Here is a 22,525-nt window from a genome sequence, read left to right on the forward strand (position 1 = left end):
CACCTCGCACCGGGCGGTACGGGCTTTCCTGCCTGCTCCGGTGCCGCAGTTCTGGGTATCGCGGCCGCAAGGTCGCCAGAGCCCCTGCGTACCGTCTAAACCGGTTCAGTCGAAGGTTTCGCCATTGTGTTCCCCCACCCGAGTCGCTGGCCGCAGCGGGGCGTTGTCAAAGGCAGAAAACTTGATCGGTTGGCGTATAACGCGCTGCTGCGTGCCGTCCTGGCGGACGACTTCGGCGAAGATTTTGCGCGTCTGTAACTGCGGATCATCCGCCAATTCCCCGCGTTTCAAAGCCGGTCCCCACATCTGCCCCGACGCTTCGAACAGCGTCTGCCAATGCGCGAAAGGCTTGCGCCGAATCCGCTCGGCTATTTTGCCGACCAATTCCGCACGGCGCGCGACCCGATCGGGTCGGGTCAGGCCAATCCCGTCCTCGACCCCCACATCGCGGCAAAGCTGATCCCAATAGGCATCTTCATGCGCAACCGAGGTGGTAAGCCAGCGGCCATCGGCGGTCTGGTACAGATCGTACCCCGGATCGCGCTGCGGCAAAGCAGCATCTTCTGCTGCATCGGCAGCGATCATGGACGTCTGAAGCGCCAAGACAGCATCGTTCATCGCGAGATCGATATAGGTGCCCTGCCCCGTCCGATTGCGCGCTACCAGCGCCGACAGGATCCCGATCGTCGTATAAAGCGCTGACATCGTATCACCAAGCAGAGCTGCGGGCGGAAGACCCTCCACATCGCCGGATATGCGCTCGCCAACTGCGCCACCCAAACCTTGGAACGTCAGATCATGTGCGGGGCGCATTATATAAGGGCCGGTCTGACCGTATCCCGAAACAGAGGCGTAGATCAGCCGCGGGTTGATGTCCTTCAGATCAGCATATCCAAGCCCAAGCTTGGCAAGTTTGCCCGGCCGGAACCCCTCGATAAACACATCCGCCTTGGCAATCAGTTTAAGCAGTTCCGCCTTCTGATCCGACTCTCTCGCATCCAAAGCCACCGACCGCTTATTGCGATTCAGGGCTTCATAGAAGGACGGTAAAAACCGCGAAGGATCACCGCCTGGCCGTTCGACCTGGATCACATCCGCCCCCATGTCGGAAAGCGTCATAGTGCAGAATGGGCCGGGATATTGCTCGGCCATCGAAACGATGCGGATGCCGTCAAGAGCACCGGGTTTCAACGCCATCAGATTGCCCAGCTTTGTGCGTCGTCCACCGTCAGCGCTTCGCCGTTGACGAATTGACTACGCGGATCGACAAGGAACAAAAGGGCGCTTTCGAGGTCCTTTGGTTCTCCCACGCGGGGACGTGGCAACTTGGCGAGTTCGGCTTTGCCCTGCTCGGTTTCCCAGAACGCATCGTTGATCGAGGTGCGAATGTAACCGGGACAAAGCGCATTCACGCGGATGCCGTATTTGGCCCATTCCAGCGCATGACCAGCCGTCAGGTGCCGGATCGCCGCTTTCGACATGGTGTAAAGCGACACGCCCTTGGCGACGCGCGTCGAAAGCATCGAGGAAATATTGACAATGCAACCTCCTGTCCCCGCATCGATCCAACGCGCGGCACAAAGCTGCGACAGCCGCCAAGGTGCGCGGACATTGACGGCCATGGTCTGTTCGAAATCATCAAGCGTCGCCTTGTGGGCGCGCGCCGGCAGGCTGATCCCGGCATTGTTGATCAAGATGTCGGGCACGCCCATGCGCTCTGCAACCGCCGCAATCAACGCGTCGGGCGCGGCAGGGTCGGCAGCGTCAAAGGCGAAAGCCATGGCCTTGCCGCCCCGGCTTTCGATTTCGGCCACCAGCTTGGCCAGCTTGTCAGTACTGCGCGCGGCAACCGCCACCGCAGCCCCCTGCGCGGCCAGGGTCAGGGCAAATTGATACCCCAGACCGGAAGACGCCCCGGTGACCAGTGCGATCTTGTTTTCAAGCATATCCCAATCCTTTTATGCCGACATTAATCGTACGGAAAATCCTAACATCCCATTTACTGACGGACAATAATGAAATTCAGATTTCAGGCCGCCTTGGGTCCGTTGAGCCAGATCGTCGCCTCGGGAACAAGGCGACCACTAGCCCCCTCATCTTGCTGCGCCATCGGTAAGGAGAGGGAAGGTTGCAAAAAATGACATTTGGGGTCCAATCAGTGATCGAAAGCGCCATATTCTAAACATGATTGATCTCACCGCATCGGTCCCGTCCCCCTTTGCCTATCGCACTTTGCTGATCGTCCTGCTTGGGCCGATTTGCTAGCTGACACTCCGGCGCAGGACTGGCCTGATTTCAGTTATCTGGTGGCCCGGCTGAACATGTCGCCCAGCACCTTGCGTCGATAGCTCAAGGATCAAGGCACCCGTTTTCGCGACCTGAAAGCAGAACTGCGCCAGTCCAAAGCAAAACAACTGTTGACCCAAAGCGATATGTCCGTGGCGCAAGTGGCCGACCTGTTGGGCTACGCCGAACCAAGTGCCTTTTTTCGGGCCTTTCACGCCTGGACAGGCACATCCCCGGCGCTGTATCGGGAAAATTGGACGGCGCGATAGTTATGCCCGACACAAATACAAGGAAAGTGGATTATTTCTCGTAATGCGTCGGTCAATATGTATAATAAAGACTTAGGCTCCTGCAGTAGAGAACACCGATGAAATTGAACCTCGATTCCGAAGACGAACTTCCGGTTTTCCGTCAGTTGGCAAAGGCGCTACAGCAGAAAATCCTCTCTGGCGAATTGCAGCCCGGTGCGCGTATGCCCGCAGAAACTGTGCTTGCAAGCGAGAATGGAATTCACCGCTCGACCGTCCGCGAGGCGATCCGCGCACTTGAACAACAGGGCCTGTTGCATCGCGAAGAAGGCAAGCGCAAACTTTTTGTGTCGCGCCCCAATACCGAAGAAATGTCCCGCCGGTTGGTCACGCCGATGGTAATGAACGGCGTGACCTTCGAAGAAATCTGGGAAGCCATTCGAGCCCTGGATCCCGTTGCCGCCGAAGCGGCCGCGCACAGGCGCGATATAGATAACCTGAAGGCACTGGACGATAATATTGCCCGCACCAAGGCGGCAATGGATGACCCGGACGAACTGGTCAAACTCGACATCGAATTCCACGAACTTATTGCCGTGGCTGCCAACAACCGTGTCATCCAATCGCTGCGGCTGCCGATCAGTGATCTGTTCTACCCGTCATTCCAGACCGTCATGACCAGCCTGAATGCCAGCGAACGCTTGCTGACCGCGCATGAAAAGATCGTTCAGGCGATCAAGTGGGGTGATGCGGCCGAAGCCAAGGAATGGATGATCAAGCACCTGAACGATTTCCGCAAAGGGTACGAGTTGGCAAGCCTCGACATCACCGGTCCCGCCGAATTCCCCGCCAAAGCCGGTGAATGACCGCGATCAGGCGGCAAGATCAAGAATTTGCAGGACATCCTTGGCGCTTGTAATCCGACGCGGGTTCTTTGGCACCCAAGGCGTTTGCAGGGACGCCTCTGCAATCGTGGCAAAATCATCGCGCGAAATGCCCGCCGTCATCAACCCGCGCGGCAAACCCAGTTCGGTAATGAGCTGCGCCAGAAGATCTGCAGCGGGCGCCGCCCTGCGCTCGCTCCTTGCGTCCAAGGTTGTGGCGACAATGATCAGTTGAAAATTTGCTTGGTGATCTCTTCGTCCAACGGCTGGCCAAATCGGATCACTGGCACCGTGCAGGACAAAGCCCATTTCCCGGCGCTTGCCGTGAAAGGCGCACCGAAACAGCCATCCGCCACCCGTTGCACCAGACGCAAAGCGAATCCCGCTGCGGGCAGCAAATCAATTACAATACTCAATGTTGAAAGGGATTTAGGATCATACCCCTTACAGCGCCGCATCCTTCTGCGCCACCAGACAAAAGCTCATCGGAACCTGTGCCGCACGGCCTTCGTAGATGTCATATTCCGGTTCCCGGATAGTGTGCGGAAATTCTGTCAGCTCCACCACCCGCAGACCGGCCCGGATGCAGGCGGTGACAATATCGCCCAGCGGATGAATGAACCAATATCCGGTTTCCCCCGCGCCGTGATCCTGACCATCATAGGCGATCGCCTCGTTGACCTCTTGCGGCTGCGTTTCGAAATAGCTGAAGGCGGGCTCATGCGGCCGGGCGCTGGCCGGGTCGAACAGTTCAAGAAACGGGTGCGTTTCGTAGATGACCAATCTGCCGCCGCCCGAAAGCAGCCCCGCAACGACCCGAAAGAACGCCTCAAGATCCGGCATCCAGTTCAAAACCCCGATGGTGATCAGCGCCAGATCGAACGATCCCAATCCGGTGGGCAAATCATAGATATCCGCCTCGACCAGCCGCAATTGCACCCCGGCCGCATTTGCAAGCTGCCGCCCCTGCGCCAAGAAAGCGGATGACTGATCAATGCCCATTTCGGGACGGATCCCCAAAGCCGCCAGTGACAGCAACTCACGGGCATTGTTGCACCCGATCTGCACGGCGGTTTTCCCGCTCAGGTCAAGCTGGCGCAGGGTGGCGGTCAAATGCGCATCAAGCACCGAAAACCCCGATCGCGCCGCATCCGCAAGAAGCTGCTCCCAATGCGCCCCCGTACCGTGAAGCGGGGCCGAAGCGTCCCACGCCGCCCGGTTCGCCATCGTGAACGTGCGGATCCTGTCTTTGGTCATACCGTCACATGGTCCCCGGCCCATTCGCGCCCCCCCATCGGGTCGCCGTCAAGCGTTCAGCCCCCAAGCCATTGCACAAGCCAGAATGGCGACCCACCCGAAATCTGCAATCGCCGCCCGGGATATTCCGCAACTGATGCCGCCCAGCACCACCTGCCCCCGAACCCCGCATCGCCGTCGAAGCGCGGTGCCTTGCCCCCGCTGATTAGCTCTGTCATATAACTATCGCCACCCTAACCAATCCGACAGCATGACCCTAAAGCTCGCCTTGCAGACGCTGATCCTGACCGCCCTTTGCGGGGTTGGTGGCTTTGCGGCATCCTTTCTGCATCTGCCGCTGCCCTTCATGATGGGCCCGCTGATCATCTCGGGGCTGATCGCAACGGTCTTTGCCGACAAACTGCCCGACGATTATCGATTCCCGATGAAATTCCGCATCGTCTTCATGTCGCTGATCGGGGTGATGATCGGATCGCGGGTTCATGCCGACCTGCTGCCTGAAATCCCGTCGCTACTGGCTTCGCTCGCGGTGCTCAGCGGCTTCGTCTTTGCCGCCCACGGGTTGAATTACGTCATCTTCCGCCATTTGGGCGGCTATGACCGCCCCACCGCGTTCTATTCCGGCACCCCCGGCGGGCTGATGGAATCGCTGGCCATGGGCGAAGAAGCCGGGGCCAATCTTGCCGTGCTGACCATGCAGCAGTTTTTCCGCATCATCACCGTCATTTCCATCGTCCCGATCGGTCTGTCGCTCTGGCATGGTGCGCCGGTGGGCAGCGCCGGTGGCCTGTCCCTCGGCTCTGCCGAAACCAGCCTCAGCGCCTTGCCCGTCGCCCTTGCCGTCGGCCTGACCGGGCTGTTCATCGGCACCACGATCAAGCTGCCCGCCGCGCAACTGACCGGCCCGCTGATCGCCGCCGCCATTGTCACCGTTCTGGGGTTGGCCGATCTGGCGCTGCCGCAATGGGTGATCAACCTGAGCCAAGTGGTGATCGGCACCTCCTTGGGCATGCGTTTCACCGGGCTGAAGGGCCGCATGATGGTGGTCGCGGCGGGGTTGTCGCTGATCTCGGTCACGGTGATGCTGGCGCTCGGGGCGCTCTGCGCGGTGCTGCTGCACCGGTTCACCGGCGCGGCCTTCGATGTCTTGATGATCTCCTTCGCCCCCGGCGGCGTCACCGAAATGGGCCTGATCGCGCTGTCGCTGCAGGCCAATCCGGCGCTGGTCACGCTGCATCATGTTTACCGCATCATCCTGACGGTTATCGAAATGGCCGTCATCGCCCGCATCCGCCCCAAGGACCGGCTTTGACAGACCGCCTGCGAGGCATTACTGAACAACTGTTCATTTAGACGAGAGAGGACGTCCAAAATGCAAATGAAAGAAACCTGCGCCGTGATCACCGGAGGGGCTTCGGGCCTGGGGGAAGCCACCGCGCGCCTGTTCGCCGAAGCCGGTGCCAAAGTCACCCTGCTCGACCGCAACGCCGAACAAGGCGAAAAAGTTGCCGCAGAACTGGGCGGCACCTTCGTCGAAACGGACGTCACCAGCGAAGCCTCGGTGCAAAACGCCATGCAGGCGGCGGTTGCCGCGATGGGCAAGATCAACACCGCCGTGAACTGTGCCGGTATCGGCACGGCGGAAAAGACGCTGAATAAAAACGGCGCCCACAGCCTGGAACATTACCAGCGCATCATCAACATCAACCTGATCGGCACCTTCAACGTCGCCCGTCTGGCCGCCGTCGAAATGGCCAAGAACGATCCCACCGACGACAATCAGCGCGGCGTGATCATCAACACCGCCTCGGTCGCCGCCTTTGACGGCCAGAAGGGTCAGGCCGGCTATGCCGCCTCCAAGGGCGGTATCGTCGCCACCTCGCTGCCGATGGCGCGCGATCTGGCCCGCGAAGGCATCCGGGTGATGGCAATCGCACCGGGCATCTTCCTGACCCCGATGCTGATGGGCCTGCCGCAAGAAGTGCAGGATCAACTGGCCGCTGACGTCACCAATCCGCGGCGTCTGGGCGATCCGCGCGAATATGCCTCGCTGGCGCGGTTCATCTGCGAATGCGGCTATCTGAACGGCGAAGTCATCCGCATCGATGGTGCCCTGCGGATGCAGTGACGGGCGGCAGGAACAAACCGTAGGCCGGGCTTCAGCCCGGCCATTCCAACGCCCCATTCAAGAAAACGGTGCCGGGCGAAATCCCGGCCCACCGCCTTCAGATTCTCGGTATGAACGAAGAATTACCGGCGCAGTCCGGCCATTTGTAGCGTTTGGCGCTACAAATTCCGCAAATATCCTGAAACTTTTGTAAACTCAGTCGCCTGATTTTTCTTCCAGCAGCAGCCATTCTTCTTCCGCCGCCGCCAGCGCTTGCTGCCGCTCGACCAAAGCTTCCGTGGCTTTCTGAAATTTCACCGGTTGCTTGGAAAACAGCTCCGGATCCATCAGGAATTCTTCCAGCTTGGCGATCTCGGCTCCCAGCCGTTCGAGGATCGCAGGCAATGCCTCCAGTCGGTGTTTTTCGGTGAAACTCAACCCCTCGGCCTTCGCCTCTGGGTCCGCTTTCGTTTTCACTTTTGAGGCGGAAGATTTTGTTTTTTCTTCATTTTTATCCGGGGTCGCTTCGGCCTTCTGGGCCTGATAATCGCTCCAGCCACCGGCATAAACCGTGGCGCGCCCGTTGCCTTCCATCGCGATCGTCGTGGTCGCCACCCGGTCGAGAAAGTCGCGGTCGTGGCTGACCAGCATCACCGTGCCATCGTAATCATCCAGCAGTTCCTGCAACAGGTCCAGCGTTTCGATATCCAGATCGTTGGTCGGTTCGTCCAGCACCAGAAGGTTGCTTTCCTTGGCCATCAACTTGGCCAATAGCAATCGCGCTTTTTCCCCACCTGACAAGGACTTAACAGCCGCTCTTGCCTGCCGTTCGTCGAACAGGAATTCCTTCAGATAGCCGACCACATGCTTCGGTTGCCCGCGGACCAGAACCTGATCCGCCTTGCCCGACACCCGCATATCGGGGTCGCCGGTCAGGCTGTCCCATAGGCTCATTTCAGGATCCAACTGCGCCCGTGCCTGATCGAAAACCGCCGGCAACAGGTTGGTGCCCAAAGACACCGATCCCTGATCCGGTATTTCCTGCCCCAGCAACATTTTCAATACCGTGGTCTTGCCCACGCCATTCGGCCCGACAAACGCGACCCGGTCGCCGCGCTGGATCTTGATCGAAAAATCTTGAACGATGATCTTCTCGCCATAAGCCTTTGATATTTCTTTGGCTTCTACAACTTTGCGACCCGATTTCGGCCCCGCTGAAAGCTCCATCGCCGCGGCACCCTGGCGCTTGATCTGCGATGACCGTTCAGCCCGCAGCGCCTTCAACGCCCGCAACCGTCCCTGGTTGCGCGTCCGCCGCGCCGAAATGCCTTCGACCGCCCAGCGGGCTTCGGATTTGATCTTGCGGTTCAATTTGTGGCGTTGCTGGTCTTCGTCTTCCCAAACCTTGTCGCGCCAAGCTTCGAAATCTTCGAATCCCTTTTCTTGCCGTCGCACCATTCCCCTGTCAATCCAAAGAGTTGCGCGGGTAAGCGCACGTAAAAAGGCGCGGTCGTGGCTGATCAGAACATAGCCTTTTCGGGTCTCGCGCAGCTCGTTTTCCAGCCAGGCAATCGCCTCGATATCCAGATGGTTGGTCGGTTCGTCCAGCAGCATCAGCTCGGGGGCCTCGGCCATCAGCTTGGCCAACGCCGCCCGACGCCGCTCGCCGCCCGACGCGGTTTCCACCGGCCGGTTCGGATCAAATTTCAATCCTTCGCCCGCCATCTCGACCCGGTAGGTTTCGGCCGGGTCCAAACCGCTGGCGGCATAATCGCCCAACGTGGCAAATCCGGCCATATCGGGATCTTGTTCCATATAGCCGACGCTGACCCCCGGCGGCACCACTCGCCCCCCGTGATCGGGTTCAACAAGACCCGCCATCACCTTCATAAGAGTAGATTTTCCCGATCCGTTGCGGCCAACCAAGGCAACCCTGTCGCCGGGCTGTACCACCAGTGACAGATCGTGAAAAACCGGGTCCCCGCCGAATGTCAGCGAAATATCGTTCAATTGGAGTAAGGGTGCGCGTGCCATGCGTCGCAGCTAACGACGCCCCCGAACAACGTCAAGAACCCATGTTTTCATCTTGGCAAAATACTCCGGGGGGAGACGTTGAAAATCCTGGGATTTTCAACGTGGGGGCAGTGCCCCATCGATTACCCCGCCACCCCACGCAACAATCGCTTGCGGGCCGGAGGAATTGCATTGATTTCAAGGCCTGTAAACACGTGCAACGTGTTCATATGCGGGTCCACCACAGCATGATCCGACACCCAGCCCCCCATCAGCAGATAGGTGCGCAGCAAAGGCGGCATCCGCATCATCGCCTTCTTCGCATCCGGTTTGCGCCGCAATTTTTGGCCAAAGCGAAACACCTGCGGCGCCTTGACCCGCGGCAGCCAGCGTTTCGGTGCCAGATGGCGTTCTTTCAACATCGCGAATGCGTCCAGATATTCCTGTTCATCAGTGCCATGAAACGACGAACAGCCAAACAACATTTCGACATTGTTTTCATCCACATAGCGCGTCATAGCACCCCATGCGACACGCAGAATATCGGCATCCTTGACCGCTGGATGAATGCAGAACCGACCCATTTCAACCATCGGTCCCGCAAAATCCTGCAAGCCCGACAATTCGTAATATTGCGCCGAATAACTGCGCTCGATTTCTTTCCCGCCGGTCAACGGCAGAATTCGGAAACAACAGACCAGCCGCCCAGTCTTGACCTCTTCGACTAAGATATGGCTGCAGATCGGGTCGAACCGGTCTGAATCAATCCCGCCCGTCCCGTGAAAGCTCAGATGGCGCAACCGCTGGGCGGCGTCGACATCTTCAACAGTTTCCGCCAAGCGCGTGATATAGCGCCCTTTTTTCAATGACAGCATCAGACCACTCCGGCTGCTTTGCCCTTGGCAAAGCTCGTTTCGCCGAATCTAGCATACAAGATGTATCACGGATGTGACGAAAAAACGTCGCGACTCAGCCTGCGAAGTCCGACGCCCGCACCCGTCCAATATTGCCCAATAGCTGACGCAGGAAGCCCTTGTTGGTAACGTTCGAACTGGTCACCCGGCGGGTCAGCGGCACGACCCTGCCATCTTCGAGAGTGAACCGTTCCACATTACTGACCACCCCGCGCTTGTCGAAACTGATCGCGACGACCTCGCGGTCGGTCACTTCCGGGCGGCGATAAGCGAAATGGCGCATACGGCTTTGTACGTAGTAATACCCGCTATCATTCAACACCCCGGCAGCCCCCGGAGTGCCGATGGATTCGGCAACACTATCGCGGGTGTCGACACCAACGGTGATCGCCGACAGATCGTCTTCCGGCGGGACATACCCGTGATTACGATAGAGCGACGTACATCCCGTCACCGCCAGGATCACAATTCCGGCCGCAACGGTTTTCAAAGTCTTTCCTATGCGCGACATCGCTGTCCTCTTGCCTTGGCCGTTTCCGCCTTCTATCCCGCTTACAGAAGGAATGACTTCGGTTCAAGCAAAGGAACCATCCCAATCATGACCAAACTGCCCAGCGAAAAATTACGAGTCGCCGATCTGTCTACTACGCGTCCAACCCGGTTCAAACTGATTCCGAACGACGCGGAACTGCGTGCAATCGCGGATGAGCTCGGATTGCTCGACCTGCGCAAGCTGAGATTTGAGGGCGAAATCCGGGCCGAAGGTCGCCGTGACTGGCGATTCAAAGCGGATTTGGGCGCGACGGTTGTGCAGGCTTGTGTGGTCAGTCTTGCCCCGGTCAGCACCCGGATCGACGAAAAAGTGAACCGATTGTTTATTGCCGAACTGCCCGAAGACAGCGTTGAAGACGAAGAAATTGAAATGCCCGAGGACGATTCGATCGAGGCACTGGATAAAGTGATCGATCCGGCCACGGTGATGATCGAGGCACTTTCGCTGGCCTTACCGCTTTATCCCCGTGCCAAAGGCGCGGAACTGGACGAAACCCGGTTCACGGAACCTGGCAAGACCGCGATGACGGATGAGGAAACCAAACCCTTCGCCGGGCTTGCCGCATTGCGCGACAAGCTGGACAAAAAGGACTAGATTCGTTTGCCCTTTGCCTCCGAATTTCGGTTGATTGCGAATACACGACCTCATACCTGCCCGATCAGACCTAGCCCCACATCGACCCACGAACCGGCCCGTACATTCCCAGAAATCCGACACAATAGGCCAGAGACAGAAAAAACCACTTGCGCCTTTCGTAATTCGCAGTATTTTCCGGCGCTCATCCGATTTTTGGGTTGGACATGTCGGCACGGACCGAATATGAGCCACGAACCCACGTGAAACCGGGCCTTGTGCCCATAGAAATTGAGGTTGTGACATGGCTGTCCAGCAGAACAAAGTATCCAAGTCGCGCCGCAACAACCGCCGCGCACATGACGCGCTGGTCGCGGCAAACCCGAACGAATGCCCCAACTGTGGCGAGCTGAAGCGCCCGCACCATGTTTGCGCATCTTGCGGCCACTACGCCGATCGTGAAGTCGTCGCTCTGGTTGACGAAATCGATCTGGACGAAGACGCGGCATAACGCAACTTTCAGGGACCGGCGTCCGCAATGACCGCTTTGCAGGATCAATCCACGGCGGGTGCAGGACGCACCATCATCTCTGTTGACGCCATGGGTGGCGACCGAGGACCGGCGGCAGTAGTCGCCGGTATTTCTCGTTCTGCGAAAAAAAACCCAGATATCGGCTTCATTCTGCACGGCCCCAAGGCCGAGTTGGACAAGCTGGTCGCGCGCAAAAAGCCGTTGGCCGGACGGGTCGAGATTCGCGATGCTCAGGGTGTCGTCACGATGGAGGATAAACCGTCCCACGTGATGCGCCATGGCAAAGACACCTCGATGTGGTCAGCGCTGGATGCGGTGCGGTCAGGTGATGCGGATGTCTGCGTTTCGTGCGGCAACACCGGCGCCCTGATGGCGTTGAGCATGGTGCGGCTGCGCAAGCTGCCAGGTGTTAATCGTCCGGCAATCGCAGTACTGTGGCCGTCGCGCAATCCACAAGGCTTCAACGTCATGCTGGATGTTGGTGCCGATGTGCGTGCCGATGAACACGATCTGCTGCAATATGCGTTGATGGGGGCCTCTTACGCCCGCAACGGAATGGATTTACCGCGGCCGCGGATCGGCCTGCTGAATGTCGGCACTGAAGAACATAAAGGCCGGGCCGAACTGAAGCTGGCCCATGATCTGATCAAGTCTAATGCTGACCGGGCCGGGTTGGATTTCGTCGGCTTTGTCGAAGGTAGCGATATCCCGGGCGATGCCTGCGATGTGATCGTCACCGACGGGTTCACCGGCAATGTTGCACTGAAGACCGGCGAAGGAACGGCCAGCCTGATCGGCGATCTGCTGAAAGAAGCGTTCCAGTTTTCGCCGCTGTCGCGACTGGCCTCGCTGCTCGCTTTCACTTCGATGCAGCGATTGAAGAAACGGATTGACCCGCGCCGGGTCAATGGCGGCGTTTTCCTAGGGCTCAACGGCACCGTGGTCAAATCGCATGGATCGGCCGATGCCACAGGCATCGCCGCAGCGGTAAAGCTGGCACATCTGCTGTCGCAATCGGGATTTTCGCATAAACTGGCTGCGCGGGTTGCATCCGCCTCGGAGCAGGTTCAAGATACTGCAACCGAGCAGTCCGAAGACGGTGGAAAAGAATGACAATACGCGCTGTTGTAAAAGGCGTTGGCCACTATCTGCCGGAACGTGTTGTTCCCAATAGCGAATTTGAAAAAAGCTTGGATACCTCGGACGAATGGATTCGCACCCGGTCCGGTATCGAGCGGCGGCATTTCGCGGCAGAAGGCGAAACCACTTCCGATCTCGCCGTGAACGCAGCACGTGCGGCGTTGAAAAACGCTGGTCTGCAGCCTGACGATATCGACGCGATCATCGTGGCGACCTCTACCCCGGACCTGACTTTCCCCTCTGTCGCGACCATGGTGCAGGAAAAGCTGGGCATGACTCGTGGCTATGGCTTTGACGTACAAGCGGTATGCGCCGGTTTCATCTATGCATTGACCAATGCCAATGCGTTGATCGTGTCGGGACAGGCCAACCGCGTGCTGATCATTGGCGCAGAAACCTTCAGCCGGATCATGGATTGGACAGATCGCGCCACTTGCGTTCTGTTCGGCGATGGTGCCGGAGCCCTGGTGCTGGAGGCCGGAACCGGCGATGGAACCAGCGACGATCGTGGCATCCTGTCGTCGGACCTGAATTCCGACGGACGCTATCGCGAGATGCTTTACGTCGATGGCGGCGTTTCAAGCACCGGCACCGCAGGGAAATTGCGCATGCAGGGTAACGCTCTGTTCCGTCAAGCCGTGGAAAAGCTAAGTTCAACTGCGGACACCGCGCTGACAAAGGCCGGTCTGAGCCATGACGACATTGATTGGATCGTCCCGCATCAGGCTAATATCCGCATCATTCTGGGCACCGCGAAGAAGCTGGGCGTATCGATGGATAACGTCATCGTCACCGTTCAGGATCACGGAAATACCTCGGCGGCATCGATTCCATTGGCCATGTCGGTCGGGGTCGATGAAGGCAAAATCAAGCAAGGCGACCTGCTGGTGGCCGAAGCGATTGGCGGCGGGTTGGCTTGGGGGGCGGTCGTACTGCGCTGGTAGGCCAAAATCGGCCGTTTCAAGGCCTCCTTACAAGTCATTGATATTGACTCGGAAATTGCCTTCCCTCATGTTTGACCAAACAATGGGGGGTCTCAGTGATGAGCGAAAAAACTCTAACCCGGATGGACTTGAGCGAAGCAATCTTCCGCGAAGTCGGGCTGTCGCGCAATGACTCGGCCCAATTGGTCGAAAGCGTGCTGAACCATATGTCCGATGCGCTGGTGCAAGGTGAGCAGGTCAAGATTTCCTCGTTCGGCACCTTCTCGGTCCGCGACAAGGCCGCCCGCGTCGGTCGCAACCCGAAGACCGGGGAAGAAGTGCCGATCAATCCGCGCCGTGTCCTGACCTTCCGCCCATCGCATCTGATGAAAGAACGGGTCGCCGCCGGAAACTCCTCAACCAAGGGGTAAAGAGGCATGGCGAAATCGCCCGACGCTTTTCGGACCATCAGCGAAGTGGCCGACTGGCTGGATCGCCCGGCCCATGTGCTGCGATTCTGGGAAAGCAAGTTCAGCCAGGTCAAACCGGTAAAACGCGCCGGAGGCCGGCGGTATTACCGGCCGCAGGACATGTTGCTGCTGGGCGGTATCAAGAAGCTGCTGCATGACGATGGCATGACCATCAAGGGCGTGCAGAAAACGCTGCGCGAACAAGGCGTGCATCACGTCGCCGAATTGTCGCAGCCATTGGATGGTGGAACGGACACGATTGTGGAAGCCGTGGCAGATCCGGCCGAGACATTGCCCGACGCCACGTTGCTGGATGCCCCGACCGTGGCAGATACGGTAACAGCCATCCCCCAGCCCATTGCGGACTCTCAGCCCATTCCCGAACCAGCCTCCGCCCCTGTCGCGGCTGAAATGCTACCCAATCCGCAGCAAGCAACGCTATTTGATGTCGAACCAGAGCCTGAGGCGGAGCCCGTAGAAGCATCTATAACGCCACAACAGGTCGGTTTGCAGACCACTCCGTCTGTACCGGCCCCACTGGCTGCCTTGCTGGCACGGCGGGATCGATGGACCGGTGTCGAGGCTGAAAAGGCCCGCGCTTTGTTGCTGCGGGCAAGGTCCCATGTCGCGGCCATGAAAGGCGCTTCGAAACAGGGATGACAACGGGGTAAAGAAAATGGCGATTGCCCCTTGCCCCCGCCCCGAAAATCGCTATGAAAGCCAAACCGTCGGGCTATAGCGCAGCCTGGTAGCGCGTCCGTCTGGGGGACGGAAGGTCGCAGGTTCGAGTCCTGCTAGCCCGACCAATTTTCCCCTATCTTCCCTATCCGAAATCGCCTGCCAGATCCTGCCGCCTCCGGCCGCGCAGGGCGTTTGGCGAAGGAGACGCTACGTTTTGCAACAAATCCGTCCGCACGGTCGATTTTTCTGCTCCAAGCGCTTGACTTGACCGCCACGGCGCGGATGGTCTGAACTCAGAATAGCCGGGCCAACAGCCCAGACCGGAGGAGAAAAACATGAAAAAGACCATCGAAGATTTTGCCTTGGAGAATCTGGCGCTCAGCATGGATGACGACGGGATCGCCACGCTCACGTTGAACCGTCCGGCCAAGCGCAATGCATTGAACGCAGACACCGTCGAGGAACTGATCGAAGTTTTCTCTGCCCTGCCCCGCATGGGCACCCGGGCTGTCGTGTTGCGTGCCGAAGGAACGCATTTCTGTGCTGGGCTGGACCTTGTCGAACATCACGAAGAAGATCGCAGACCTGAAGATTTCATGCATCTCTGCCTGCGCTGGCACGAAGCCTTCAACAAGATGGAATATGGCGGCGTACCGATCATCGCCGCGCTGAAAGGGGCGGTTGTCGGTGGTGGTCTAGAATTGGCGTCTTCCGCCCATATCCGGGTCGCGGATGCGTCAACCTACTTCGCCCTGCCCGAAGGCCAGCGCGGGTTGTTCACTGGCGGCGGCGCGACGATCCGGGTGGCCGACTTGGTCGGCAAGGCACGGATGATCGACATGATGCTGACCGGGCGCATTTATGCGCAGGACGAAGCGATCCAGGTCGGACTGGCGCAATATCTGGTAGAAGACAGCGAAGCCAAAGCCTATGAAATCGCCCGCGCGGCGGCAGAAAATCCGCCATTGTCGAACTTCGCAATCTGTAGCGCAATCAGCCATATGCAGAACATGTCGGCGCTGGACGCGGCCTATGCCGAATCCGTGGTGGCGGGCATCGTGAATACGCAACCCGCTTCGCGCGGGCGGCTCGAAGCCTTCGCCAACAAGACTGCGGCGCGGGTGAAGCCGGGGCAAAGCTGATGGCAACGGGCGAAATCTTTACCGGATTTCGCCCTACTTTTCAGTTTGAAACTCAGATCAACCAAGATGGTTCAGCCCGGGCCGCAAGGTATTCATAGCATTTTCAACCCTGAAAACGCCGATCACGCAAGAAAATCTGCTTTCCCTATTCCGTCCCCGCCCCGGCCTTTGCTAAGACAGGTCAATTGCAAAGGGGATAACTATGACCGGTGTGTTAGCCAGCCAGGAACTGCAACGGTTGATCGCGGCGGGCCAGATTTCGGCGCAACCCGAAATCACCCCCGAACAGATCCAACCCGCCAGTCTCGATTTGCGGCTCGGCACCCGGGCTTGGCGCGTGCGTGCGTCATTCCTTGCGGGTCACGGCCGCACGGTTCAGGATCGGCTGGAAGAATTCGAAATGCACCAGATCGACCTTACCCAAGGAGCGGTGCTGGAAAAGGGCTGTGTCTATGTGGTTCCGTTGATGGAACATCTGGATTTGCCCGAACATATTCAGGCGGTGGCCAATGCCAAAAGTTCCACTGGACGGCTGGACCTGCTGACCCGTACCATCACCGATGGCGGTGAAGAATTTGACCGGATTCAGCCCGGGTACAAAGGCCCCCTCTATGCCGAGATTTGTCCGCGATCATTCTCGGTTTTGGTCCGCCCAGGCATGCGCCTCAATCAGATCCGGTTCCGTACCGGACAGGCGGTGCTGAGCGATGACGCGCTGCGGGCACTGCATGCGCAAAGCCCCCTGGTCGATGGCGAAGCAGTGATCAGCGAAGGCTTGGGGTTCTCGGTCGATCTGAAACCGGCATCGGGCACCTTGGTCGGCTATCGCGCCAAACCGCATACCGGCGTGATCGATTTGGACCGGATCGGCGAATACGATTCGGCGGAATATTGGGAAGAAGTGCGTACGAATAACGGTCAGATCATCCTTGATCCCGGTGCTTTCTACATTCTGGTCAGCCGCGAAGCGGTGCATATTCCACCCGAATATGCCGCCGAGATGGCCCCTTATCTGGCGATGGTGGGGGAATTCCGGGTGCATTATGCCGGTTTCTTCGATCCCGGTTTCGGACATGCAGCAGCAGGCGGTGCGGGATCGCGCGGGGTGCTCGAAGTGCGCTGTCACGAAGCGCCTTTCGTGTTGGAACACGGTCAGGTCGTGGGCCGTCTGGTTTACGAAAAGATGGCTGAAGTCCCCAACCAGATTTACGGCTCAGACATTTCATCGAATTATCAGGGTCAGGGTTTGAAATTGTCGAAACATTTCCGCACCCCCTGACCGGAACCGGAGCAGCCATGCAGAAACCCGCGCTGACACTCCTTTGCATTTGCGGTCTGATCGTGACCGGCTGTTCCGCACCTGATGGCACATCGGCCCCCTACAGCCCTGCCACCCAACACATCACGGTAGAAATGCCCGTCAACGCCCCGGCCATCGGGCAACAGTTCCGGGTGGTCCCCGATACTGCAGACCGGGGCGGACTGGGCGGCGATCATCTGGGACTTGATGTGCTGTCACCACGAGATGCCCCGGTTCTGGCCGCCGCCGATGGCGTGGTCGTCGCTTCGTTTTATGAACCAGCCTATGGCAACCGGGTGGAAATCGCCCATGGGCCGGACGACGAAGGCCGTATTGTCACCACAAGGTCGGTACATCTGAACACTCGGTTGGTGACAATGGGCGAACACGTCTTGCGTGGTCAAAAGATTGGCACAGTCGGATCGACCGGGGCGCTGGCCGGGACACTCAACCATCTGCATTTCGAAACCCGTCTGAATGGGACGGGCGTAGTCGATCCACACCTGCTATGGGCCGATGGTGTGGGCAAGGTCACCTGCTTCGACCTTGATCGCCCGCTGCCCGAAAGCCCGGTCCGGTTGACCTATCCGGTCCAATGTCGCTGAGCATGCCGCAGCGTCATAAGGCCCCGGCCAGATTTGGGCTTTTTCAAAACCGGGCGAAGGCGGTATCGCGAGTGTAAGATGCTGACCAAACCTGTTCCCCTTCTGACTGCCACGATAGGCGTTGTCGGTGCCAATTCCTTGGTGCTGCCACCAATTGCGACCATCGTGGCACAAGATCTGAACGTATTGCCCGGCGACATCATACAGGCGATGGGCGCTTATGGCGCGGGCACCGCGGTGTCGGCTTTGGTTCTGGCACCGCGCGCCGATAAAATCGGCGCGGACCGGGCTTTGCGCCAGGCTTGCGCGATGCTGATCCTGGCGTTGGGGATTTCGGCACTGGCGCCAAGCCTGCTGATATTGCTGATCGGTCATGCGATTGCTGGGCTTGGGGCCGGAATGGCGCTACCGGCAATTTATTCACTGGCGGCACAGGTGGGTCCCAAGGGGCGTGAAAAACAAACGATCGGCACGGTGCTGACCGGCTGGACGCTAAGCCTGGTGGGCGGTGTGGTTCTCGCTTCGGCGCTGGCCGACGTCGCGGGCTGGCGCAGCGTGTACGGGCTGATGATGGGGCTGACCGTCGCAATCTGGTTCTTGCTGGGCCGCTGCGATATGCAGGTCCAGGTGATTGCCACCGCCCCCACATCGCCACTGACCGGATTACAGGTGCCCGGTATCAGCCGCGGGTTGCTGTCCAACGCTTTGCTGATGCTGGGGTTCTTCGGTGCCTATAGCTTCATGGGGCCGCATGTGGTCGGGGAATTGGGGCTGACGGTATCGGCTGCCGGTCTGGTCACGTTTGCCTATGGCAGCGGGTTCGGGCTGGCGGTGTTTCTGGATCGGTTCGTCGATCGGTTACCCCCTCGGCGCGCCTCTGCTCTGGCTTTTGCCGGCTTGCTGATTGGATATGGTTTGATGGCCCTATCGGCGCAGGTTTTCACCCTGCTGCTAGCGGCGGCTTTTGTCTGGGGCGTGTTCCAGCATTTCGCATTGAATGCGGTGGTGGCACGTCTAACCGCGCTTGACCCGGGTCAACGCGGTGCGATCATGGGGTTGAATTCAGCCAGCACCTATCTGTGTGTGCTGGGTGGCGCGATGCTGTTCCGGCTGCCGTTCGAAGCGGCAGGATGGCCGACTTGCCTGATGATTTCGGCGTTTTGCGCAGCTTGCGCCTGTGCCGAGGCGCTGTGGCCGCGTCGCGCTACTTGCTCAGCCGACGGCTGATCTTGGCGGCCTGACGGACGCTCTTGGCGGTCTGGCGGTTCTGTTTCGCCTGGCCATCGTTTTTGGACAGCGTGTTGATCCCGGCATTCACCCCCTTGTTGACGAATGTGCGGATCACTTGCCGGACAATCATGTTAATCAGTTGGTTCGCGTTCATTCTGCTCTCCTACGCTTGTTACATCGGCATATAGGCCGGAATTGCGCCATTTTGAGGGCATGATCCGAAGTTGAAGCTATTCCTCGAACATCTCACCTTGATCGTCTTCATCGAGAACGTCGTCTTCGTCCCCCTCGACAAGGGTCGGCATGGCGCCCGGCGGTGGTCGGTTGTCCAGCAACCCGGCCGAACGCAATTCCTTCAACCCGGGCAGGTCACGGGCGTTTTCCAGCCCGAAATGATCCAGAAATTCCTGCGTCACCACAAAGGTGACCGGTCGTCCCGGTGTCATCCGGCGCCGACCGAAGCGAATCCATTCCATTTCCAACAGCTGATCCACCGTGCCGCGGCTGACGCTGACACCACGAATTTCTTCAATTTCGGCACGGGTGACGGGTTGGTGATAGGCAATGATCGCCAAGGTTTCGACGGCTGCGCGGCTGAGCTTGCGCATCTCGACCGTTTCTTTTTGCATCAGAAACCCCAGATCGGGTGCTGTGCGAATGGCCCAGGAATCGCCCACCCGCACCACCTGAACACCGCGCCCTTCATAGCGTTTGCGCAGGTGCACCAAGGCTTCGGCAGCGTCGCAGCCATGCGGCATACGGGCTTCCAGATCGCGTCCCGATAACGGTTCGGCCGAAGCGAACAGCATCGCTTCGATCATGCGTTCCTGTTCCCCTATTGGCGGCGCTTCAAACAGGCTTTCTTCCTGCGGCCCGGCCTGCGCAGTTGGATCTTGCGCCATTTCTTCAGCCATCGCGACCTTCCCTTCTGCGCAGTTCAATCGGTTCGAACAAGCCACCCTGACGCAGTTCTACCTTGCCTTCCTTGGCCAGTTCCAGCGAAGCAGCAAAGGTCGCGGCCGTGGCCGAACGGCGCTTGACCGGATCGGTTTCCCAACCGGCGGGGAAATAGCTGTTGATATCGGTCCAACTGCCGGCAAAGCCGATCATGCCGCGCATCCGTTCCAGAGCCTGTTCCATCGTATAGACCGAATCCCGGTCCATCACGAAGGGGCGAAATTCATCCTTGGTCCTGAGTCGGGCATAGCCCTGCATCAGATCGAGAAGCGTCGCCGAATAGGTCACCCGCTTGATCCGTTCAACCCCTTCGGGCAGACCCCGGACAAAAAAATCCCGACCCTTCTGGTCACGCGCCATAAGCTTGGCAGCCGCATCGCGCATCGCTTGCAGACGTTCCAGCTGAAACGCCAAATGCGCGGCCAGTTCTTCGCCCGAGGGGCCTTCTTCACTGGGATCGGGCGGCAATAGCAGCCGTGATTTGAGGAAGGCCAGCCAAGCCGCCATCACCAGATAATCGGCAGCAAGTTCAATCCGCAGCGCCTTGGCCTGTTCGACAAAGGCCAGATATTGTTCGGCCAATTGCAGGATCGAGATTTTGCGCAGATCGACTTTCTGGGTGCGCGACAGCATCAACAGCAGATCAAGCGGGCCTTCGAACCCGTCGACATCGACAATCAGCGATTCCGCCGCCAGTCGTTCGGCGACGCTTTGACCTTCTGTCCTGTCTTCTTCGAAATCGTCCTCAGCCATGCCCGCGCCCGTTCAACAGCGCGTCCAGCTTGGCCCTGAGGGCAGAAATGTCAACCTCGTCGGGGTCGTGCCGGGCATCAATCGCCCGCTGCGCCCGCACCTGCCCGGCGTCTGAAAGCCGCCCGGCAGCCTCAACCACCGTGCGTTTTTCATCCAACGTTCCATTGCAATGCAGGATCACGTCGCAGCCCGCCGCGATGGCGGCACGGCTGAGGTCGGACAAATCCCCCTTGAGCGCCTGCATTGAAATGTCGTCGGTCATGATCAGCCCATCAAAGCCGATTTCGTCCCGGATCAGTCGCATCATCACCGGAGACAAGGTCGCAGGACGCGGGTCGATCTGATCATAGACCAGATGCGCGGTCATTCCCAACGGCAGATCGTTAAGCGCCCGGAACGGCGCGAAATCGGTCCGGTCCAATGTTGCGCGATCAGCGGACACCGATGGCAAGTCAAGATGGCTGTCCACCACCGCGCGGCCATGGCCGGGAATGTGTTTCAGCACCGGAAGCACACCACCGTCCAACAAGCCATCTGCCACCGCACGGCCCAGATTCGCCACAGTTTCGGCGTCGAACCCGTAGCAGCGGTTTTGCAAAAATGGGTGTGTGTCGGATGTTGCCACGTCAACCAGAGGGGCACAATTGCTGTCCACCCCCACCGTGCACAATTCATGCGCGATGATGCGATACCGCAGATACATCGCGTCTTGCGCTGCTGACCCGGCAGCCCCGGCATGGTCCAGCGGCGCAAGCCAGTCGGTCGCCAAAGGCGGACGCAGGCGTTGAACCCGGCCGCCTTCCTGATCGATGGTGATCGGGGCGGCGCGCCCGACCGCATCGCGCAGATCATTGCACAATGCGCGGATCTGATCGGCGCTGTCGATGTTACGCGCAAACAGAATGAACCCGAACGGATCGGCTTCGCGGAAGAATGTTTTTTCTTCCGGGCTTAACCGCAGCCCGAGCGGATCAAGGATCGTCGCGCCGAACCGGTTCACTTGGTTGTCACCGGAATACATTCGGCCTTTTCGGCCACCAGTGCCGAACAGAAACGGCGTGCTTCGCTGATATCGGCGAAGCCGTGGGCACGCAGACGATAAAACACCCGCCCACCGCTTTCAGCCTTTTGAATCACCCGTTTCTTGTCTTCCAGAAAATCGGTGAAGCGGGACGCCATGCGATCCCATTCCTTGCGCGCCACCTCGGCGCTTTCATAGGCGCCAAGCTGTGCCAGCCTTGTCCCCGGAGGGAGTGTCGCGGGATCGATATCGATGCCCAGTGCCTCGGCAGTTAAGGCCGGATCGACCGAAGCAACCTGACGCCCGCCCGCAGGTCGTTGACGTGGTCGAAGCGAAATACGCAGACCGGCTTTGGGAAGCTGGTCTGCCACGGATTCAGGTGCCATTTCTGCAACCGGTTCGGGTTGGGTCGCGTTCTGAGGATCTGCTTTCGCGTCAACGGGTGCAGTGTCTGCGGTCAATTCATCAGCCAGCACCTCAACCGACGGATTGGCACTGGGCGTTTTGTCCTGAACGTCGCTACCTGGGGTCAACTTGATCAAATTCAGCTTGGCGGTTGGGCTGTCCTCTGCCGTCAATCCGACCGGACGCGGGGCCAAGATCAGCCGGTCGGCGGGTTTTTCCGCCACGCCTTCGGCAGCCACCTTGTTCACCGCCAGACCTTGATTTTGCGCCGGCGCTCCGCCGGGATTTTCAGGCATCACCCGCATCGGACCTGTCGCGGCCCGCACCACTGGTACGCCGCTAACATCGCGTATAACAAGCTTGTACCCCCAGACCCCCACACCAAACAGAAGCGCCAGCGACACCGCAGCCCCGGCCCAGTTGACAATCGTTCCAATGGATTTGCCTGTCGCGGGTGCAGAAATGCGCCCGTCCGCCTGATACTCCGCCATAGTCGCCTCTCGTGCTGACAGGGCGTCCCCTGTCATCTGC

Annotated in this window: 26 protein-coding genes, 1 tRNA gene and 1 pseudogene; 15 read left to right on the forward strand and 13 right to left on the reverse strand. The window is 59.1% G+C overall.

Annotated features, from left to right (window positions below; translation table 11 throughout):
- Positions 1-105: 105 nt before the first annotated feature.
- Positions 106-1,197 carry a CaiB/BaiF CoA transferase family protein gene (locus tag TG4357_RS12405; RefSeq protein WP_058263221.1) on the reverse strand — a complete coding sequence of 364 codons (1,092 nt, stop codon included), beginning with the start codon at positions 1,195-1,197 and terminating at the stop codon, positions 106-108.
- Positions 1,197-1,946, reverse strand: coding sequence for a glucose 1-dehydrogenase (locus TG4357_RS12410; RefSeq protein ID WP_058263222.1), 750 nt, complete (start codon positions 1,944-1,946; stop codon positions 1,197-1,199). The genes TG4357_RS12405 and TG4357_RS12410 overlap by 1 nt, the downstream gene beginning before the upstream one ends.
- Positions 1,947-2,369: 423 nt before the next feature.
- Between TG4357_RS12410 and TG4357_RS20070 the strand changes: the two are divergent.
- Together TG4357_RS20070 and TG4357_RS12415 are read left to right on the forward strand one after the other, a co-directional pair.
- Positions 2,370-2,555 (forward strand): annotated as a pseudogene (locus TG4357_RS20070) (helix-turn-helix domain-containing protein); the annotation flags it as partial.
- Positions 2,556-2,653: 98 nt separating this feature from the next.
- On the forward strand, positions 2,654-3,400 hold the full coding sequence (locus TG4357_RS12415) for a FadR/GntR family transcriptional regulator (RefSeq protein WP_058263223.1): 747 nt from the start codon (positions 2,654-2,656) through the stop codon (positions 3,398-3,400).
- 6 nt (positions 3,401-3,406) lie between these two features.
- On the opposite strand, the gene TG4357_RS12420 is transcribed toward TG4357_RS12415, so the two are convergent.
- Genes TG4357_RS12420 through TG4357_RS12425 form a run of 3 tightly spaced genes read right to left on the reverse strand, consistent with a single transcriptional unit; the run spans position 3,407 to position 4,675 of the window.
- Positions 3,407-3,727 carry a dehydroquinate synthase/iron-containing alcohol dehydrogenase family protein gene (locus tag TG4357_RS12420; protein ID WP_074646877.1) on the reverse strand — a complete coding sequence of 107 codons (321 nt, stop codon included), beginning with the start codon at positions 3,725-3,727 and terminating at the stop codon, positions 3,407-3,409.
- Positions 3,646-3,834: a hypothetical protein gene (locus TG4357_RS19525; RefSeq protein ID WP_158509074.1), complete on the reverse strand. Its 189-nt coding sequence runs from the start codon at positions 3,832-3,834 to the stop codon at positions 3,646-3,648. The genes TG4357_RS12420 and TG4357_RS19525 overlap by 82 nt, the downstream gene beginning before the upstream one ends.
- A gap of 28 nt (positions 3,835-3,862) precedes the next feature.
- Entirely contained in the window at positions 3,863-4,675 is an 813-nt protein-coding gene (locus TG4357_RS12425; protein WP_058263225.1) for a class I SAM-dependent methyltransferase, read from the reverse strand.
- Positions 4,676-4,925: 250 nt separating this feature from the next.
- Here TG4357_RS12425 and TG4357_RS12430 point away from each other — a divergent pair, with 250 nt between their 5' ends.
- On the forward strand, positions 4,926-5,987 hold the full coding sequence (locus tag TG4357_RS12430) for an AbrB family transcriptional regulator (protein ID WP_058263226.1): 1,062 nt from the start codon (positions 4,926-4,928) through the stop codon (positions 5,985-5,987).
- A 60-nt stretch (positions 5,988-6,047) separates the two neighbouring features.
- Positions 6,048-6,803 carry a 3-hydroxyacyl-CoA dehydrogenase gene (locus TG4357_RS12435; RefSeq protein WP_058263227.1) on the forward strand — a complete coding sequence of 252 codons (756 nt, stop codon included), beginning with the start codon at positions 6,048-6,050 and terminating at the stop codon, positions 6,801-6,803.
- A gap of 195 nt (positions 6,804-6,998) precedes the next feature.
- Here TG4357_RS12435 and TG4357_RS12440 read toward each other — a convergent pair whose 3' ends face one another.
- The 3 genes from TG4357_RS12440 to TG4357_RS12450 all read right to left on the reverse strand — a co-directional run bounded on the left by TG4357_RS12440 (position 6,999) and on the right by TG4357_RS12450 (position 10,220).
- On the reverse strand, positions 6,999-8,816 hold the full coding sequence (locus TG4357_RS12440; RefSeq protein WP_058263228.1) for an ABC-F family ATP-binding cassette domain-containing protein: 1,818 nt from the start codon (positions 8,814-8,816) through the stop codon (positions 6,999-7,001).
- Positions 8,817-8,938: 122 nt separating this feature from the next.
- A complete protein-coding gene (locus TG4357_RS12445) occupies positions 8,939-9,670 on the reverse strand; it encodes a GNAT family N-acetyltransferase (protein WP_058263229.1) in 732 nt (243 codons plus the stop codon).
- 94 nt (positions 9,671-9,764) lie between these two features.
- On the reverse strand, positions 9,765-10,220 hold the full coding sequence (locus TG4357_RS12450) for an outer membrane protein assembly factor BamE (protein WP_058263230.1): 456 nt from the start codon (positions 10,218-10,220) through the stop codon (positions 9,765-9,767).
- Positions 10,221-10,307: 87 nt separating this feature from the next.
- On the opposite strand from TG4357_RS12450, the gene TG4357_RS12455 reads away from it, so the two are divergent.
- From TG4357_RS12455 to TG4357_RS12505, 11 genes are all read left to right on the forward strand, one after another.
- On the forward strand, positions 10,308-10,856 hold the full coding sequence (locus tag TG4357_RS12455) for a YceD family protein (RefSeq protein WP_058263231.1): 549 nt from the start codon (positions 10,308-10,310) through the stop codon (positions 10,854-10,856).
- A 283-nt stretch (positions 10,857-11,139) separates the two neighbouring features.
- Entirely contained in the window at positions 11,140-11,346 is a 207-nt protein-coding gene (gene rpmF / locus TG4357_RS12460) for a 50S ribosomal protein L32 (RefSeq protein ID WP_058263232.1), read from the forward strand.
- Between the two features lie 27 nt (positions 11,347-11,373).
- Positions 11,374-12,480, forward strand: coding sequence for a phosphate acyltransferase PlsX (plsX, locus tag TG4357_RS12465; protein WP_058263233.1), 1,107 nt, complete (start codon positions 11,374-11,376; stop codon positions 12,478-12,480).
- Complete coding sequence (locus tag TG4357_RS12470; RefSeq protein ID WP_058263234.1) at positions 12,477-13,451, forward strand: beta-ketoacyl-ACP synthase III; 975 nt, start codon at positions 12,477-12,479, stop codon at positions 13,449-13,451. Before plsX ends, TG4357_RS12470 begins: the two co-directional genes overlap by 4 nt.
- A 98-nt stretch (positions 13,452-13,549) precedes the next feature.
- Positions 13,550-13,861 carry an integration host factor subunit alpha gene (ihfA, locus tag TG4357_RS12475; protein WP_058263235.1) on the forward strand — a complete coding sequence of 104 codons (312 nt, stop codon included), beginning with the start codon at positions 13,550-13,552 and terminating at the stop codon, positions 13,859-13,861.
- A 6-nt stretch (positions 13,862-13,867) separates the two neighbouring features.
- Positions 13,868-14,560, forward strand: coding sequence for a MerR family transcriptional regulator (locus tag TG4357_RS19815; protein ID WP_233487496.1), 693 nt, complete (start codon positions 13,868-13,870; stop codon positions 14,558-14,560).
- A 69-nt stretch (positions 14,561-14,629) separates the two neighbouring features.
- Positions 14,630-14,706: transfer RNA gene (locus TG4357_RS12485), tRNA-Pro, on the forward strand.
- Between the two features lie 210 nt (positions 14,707-14,916).
- Entirely contained in the window at positions 14,917-15,723 is an 807-nt protein-coding gene (locus tag TG4357_RS12490; protein WP_058263236.1) for a crotonase/enoyl-CoA hydratase family protein, read from the forward strand.
- 202 nt (positions 15,724-15,925) lie between these two features.
- Positions 15,926-17,002, forward strand: coding sequence for a 2'-deoxycytidine 5'-triphosphate deaminase (locus tag TG4357_RS12495; protein ID WP_058263237.1), 1,077 nt, complete (start codon positions 15,926-15,928; stop codon positions 17,000-17,002).
- A gap of 17 nt (positions 17,003-17,019) precedes the next feature.
- Complete coding sequence (locus TG4357_RS12500; protein ID WP_058263238.1) at positions 17,020-17,628, forward strand: M23 family metallopeptidase; 609 nt, start codon at positions 17,020-17,022, stop codon at positions 17,626-17,628.
- Positions 17,629-17,706: 78 nt separating this feature from the next.
- Positions 17,707-18,855 carry an MFS transporter gene (locus TG4357_RS12505; protein WP_058263239.1) on the forward strand — a complete coding sequence of 383 codons (1,149 nt, stop codon included), beginning with the start codon at positions 17,707-17,709 and terminating at the stop codon, positions 18,853-18,855.
- Here the strand turns inward: TG4357_RS12505 and TG4357_RS12510 are convergent.
- The 5 genes from TG4357_RS12510 to TG4357_RS12530 all read right to left on the reverse strand — a co-directional run bounded on the left by TG4357_RS12510 (position 18,833) and on the right by TG4357_RS12530 (position 22,521).
- Positions 18,833-19,012 (reverse strand): hypothetical protein, encoded by a 180-nt coding sequence (locus TG4357_RS12510; protein WP_058263240.1) that lies wholly within the window; start codon positions 19,010-19,012, stop codon positions 18,833-18,835. The two genes, TG4357_RS12505 and TG4357_RS12510, sit on opposite strands and share 23 nt — an antisense overlap.
- A 76-nt stretch (positions 19,013-19,088) precedes the next feature.
- On the reverse strand, positions 19,089-19,772 hold the full coding sequence (gene scpB / locus TG4357_RS12515; RefSeq protein WP_168370961.1) for an SMC-Scp complex subunit ScpB: 684 nt from the start codon (positions 19,770-19,772) through the stop codon (positions 19,089-19,091).
- Entirely contained in the window at positions 19,765-20,568 is an 804-nt protein-coding gene (locus TG4357_RS12520; RefSeq protein WP_058263241.1) for a segregation and condensation protein A, read from the reverse strand. The genes scpB and TG4357_RS12520 overlap by 8 nt, the downstream gene beginning before the upstream one ends.
- Positions 20,561-21,589 (reverse strand): beta-N-acetylhexosaminidase, encoded by a 1,029-nt coding sequence (gene nagZ, locus TG4357_RS12525; RefSeq protein WP_058263242.1) that lies wholly within the window; start codon positions 21,587-21,589, stop codon positions 20,561-20,563. The genes TG4357_RS12520 and nagZ overlap by 8 nt, the downstream gene beginning before the upstream one ends.
- Positions 21,565-22,521: an SPOR domain-containing protein gene (locus TG4357_RS12530; protein WP_233487497.1), complete on the reverse strand. Its 957-nt coding sequence runs from the start codon at positions 22,519-22,521 to the stop codon at positions 21,565-21,567. Before TG4357_RS12530 ends, nagZ begins: the two co-directional genes overlap by 25 nt.
- Positions 22,522-22,525: the final 4 nt, after the last annotated feature.

Origin of the sequence: Thalassovita gelatinovora (assembly GCF_001458355.1) — a bacterium.
GTDB lineage: Bacteria > Pseudomonadota > Alphaproteobacteria > Rhodobacterales > Rhodobacteraceae > Thalassobius > Thalassobius gelatinovorus.

Bases quoted from the DNA above. Each gene is read 5' to 3' on its own strand.
- TG4357_RS12405 (WP_058263221.1), bottom strand. From the start codon at position 1,197: ATGGCGTTGAAACCCGGTGCTCTTGACGGCATCCGCATCGTTTCGATG.
- TG4357_RS12410 (WP_058263222.1), bottom strand. From the start codon at position 1,946: ATGCTTGAAAACAAGATCGCACTGGTCACCGGGGCGTCTTCCGGTCTG.
- TG4357_RS12415 (WP_058263223.1), top strand. From the start codon at position 2,654: ATGAAATTGAACCTCGATTCCGAAGACGAACTTCCGGTTTTCCGTCAG.
- TG4357_RS12420 (WP_074646877.1), bottom strand. From the start codon at position 3,727: ATGGGCTTTGTCCTGCACGGTGCCAGTGATCCGATTTGGCCAGCCGTT.
- TG4357_RS12425 (WP_058263225.1), bottom strand. From the start codon at position 4,675: ATGACCAAAGACAGGATCCGCACGTTCACGATGGCGAACCGGGCGGCG.
- TG4357_RS12430 (WP_058263226.1), top strand. From the start codon at position 4,926: ATGACCCTAAAGCTCGCCTTGCAGACGCTGATCCTGACCGCCCTTTGC.
- TG4357_RS12435 (WP_058263227.1), top strand. From the start codon at position 6,048: ATGCAAATGAAAGAAACCTGCGCCGTGATCACCGGAGGGGCTTCGGGC.
- TG4357_RS12440 (WP_058263228.1), bottom strand. From the start codon at position 8,816: ATGGCACGCGCACCCTTACTCCAATTGAACGATATTTCGCTGACATTC.
- TG4357_RS12445 (WP_058263229.1), bottom strand. From the start codon at position 9,670: ATGCTGTCATTGAAAAAAGGGCGCTATATCACGCGCTTGGCGGAAACT.
- TG4357_RS12450 (WP_058263230.1), bottom strand. From the start codon at position 10,220: ATGTCGCGCATAGGAAAGACTTTGAAAACCGTTGCGGCCGGAATTGTG.
- TG4357_RS12455 (WP_058263231.1), top strand. From the start codon at position 10,308: ATGACCAAACTGCCCAGCGAAAAATTACGAGTCGCCGATCTGTCTACT.
- rpmF (WP_058263232.1), top strand. From the start codon at position 11,140: ATGGCTGTCCAGCAGAACAAAGTATCCAAGTCGCGCCGCAACAACCGC.
- plsX (WP_058263233.1), top strand. From the start codon at position 11,374: ATGACCGCTTTGCAGGATCAATCCACGGCGGGTGCAGGACGCACCATC.
- TG4357_RS12470 (WP_058263234.1), top strand. From the start codon at position 12,477: ATGACAATACGCGCTGTTGTAAAAGGCGTTGGCCACTATCTGCCGGAA.
- ihfA (WP_058263235.1), top strand. From the start codon at position 13,550: ATGAGCGAAAAAACTCTAACCCGGATGGACTTGAGCGAAGCAATCTTC.
- TG4357_RS19815 (WP_233487496.1), top strand. From the start codon at position 13,868: ATGGCGAAATCGCCCGACGCTTTTCGGACCATCAGCGAAGTGGCCGAC.
- TG4357_RS12490 (WP_058263236.1), top strand. From the start codon at position 14,917: ATGAAAAAGACCATCGAAGATTTTGCCTTGGAGAATCTGGCGCTCAGC.
- TG4357_RS12495 (WP_058263237.1), top strand. From the start codon at position 15,926: ATGACCGGTGTGTTAGCCAGCCAGGAACTGCAACGGTTGATCGCGGCG.
- TG4357_RS12500 (WP_058263238.1), top strand. From the start codon at position 17,020: ATGCAGAAACCCGCGCTGACACTCCTTTGCATTTGCGGTCTGATCGTG.
- TG4357_RS12505 (WP_058263239.1), top strand. From the start codon at position 17,707: ATGCTGACCAAACCTGTTCCCCTTCTGACTGCCACGATAGGCGTTGTC.
- TG4357_RS12510 (WP_058263240.1), bottom strand. From the start codon at position 19,012: ATGAACGCGAACCAACTGATTAACATGATTGTCCGGCAAGTGATCCGC.
- scpB (WP_168370961.1), bottom strand. From the start codon at position 19,772: ATGGCTGAAGAAATGGCGCAAGATCCAACTGCGCAGGCCGGGCCGCAG.
- TG4357_RS12520 (WP_058263241.1), bottom strand. From the start codon at position 20,568: ATGGCTGAGGACGATTTCGAAGAAGACAGGACAGAAGGTCAAAGCGTC.
- nagZ (WP_058263242.1), bottom strand. From the start codon at position 21,589: ATGTATTCCGGTGACAACCAAGTGAACCGGTTCGGCGCGACGATCCTT.
- TG4357_RS12530 (WP_233487497.1), bottom strand. From the start codon at position 22,521: ATGACAGGGGACGCCCTGTCAGCACGAGAGGCGACTATGGCGGAGTAT.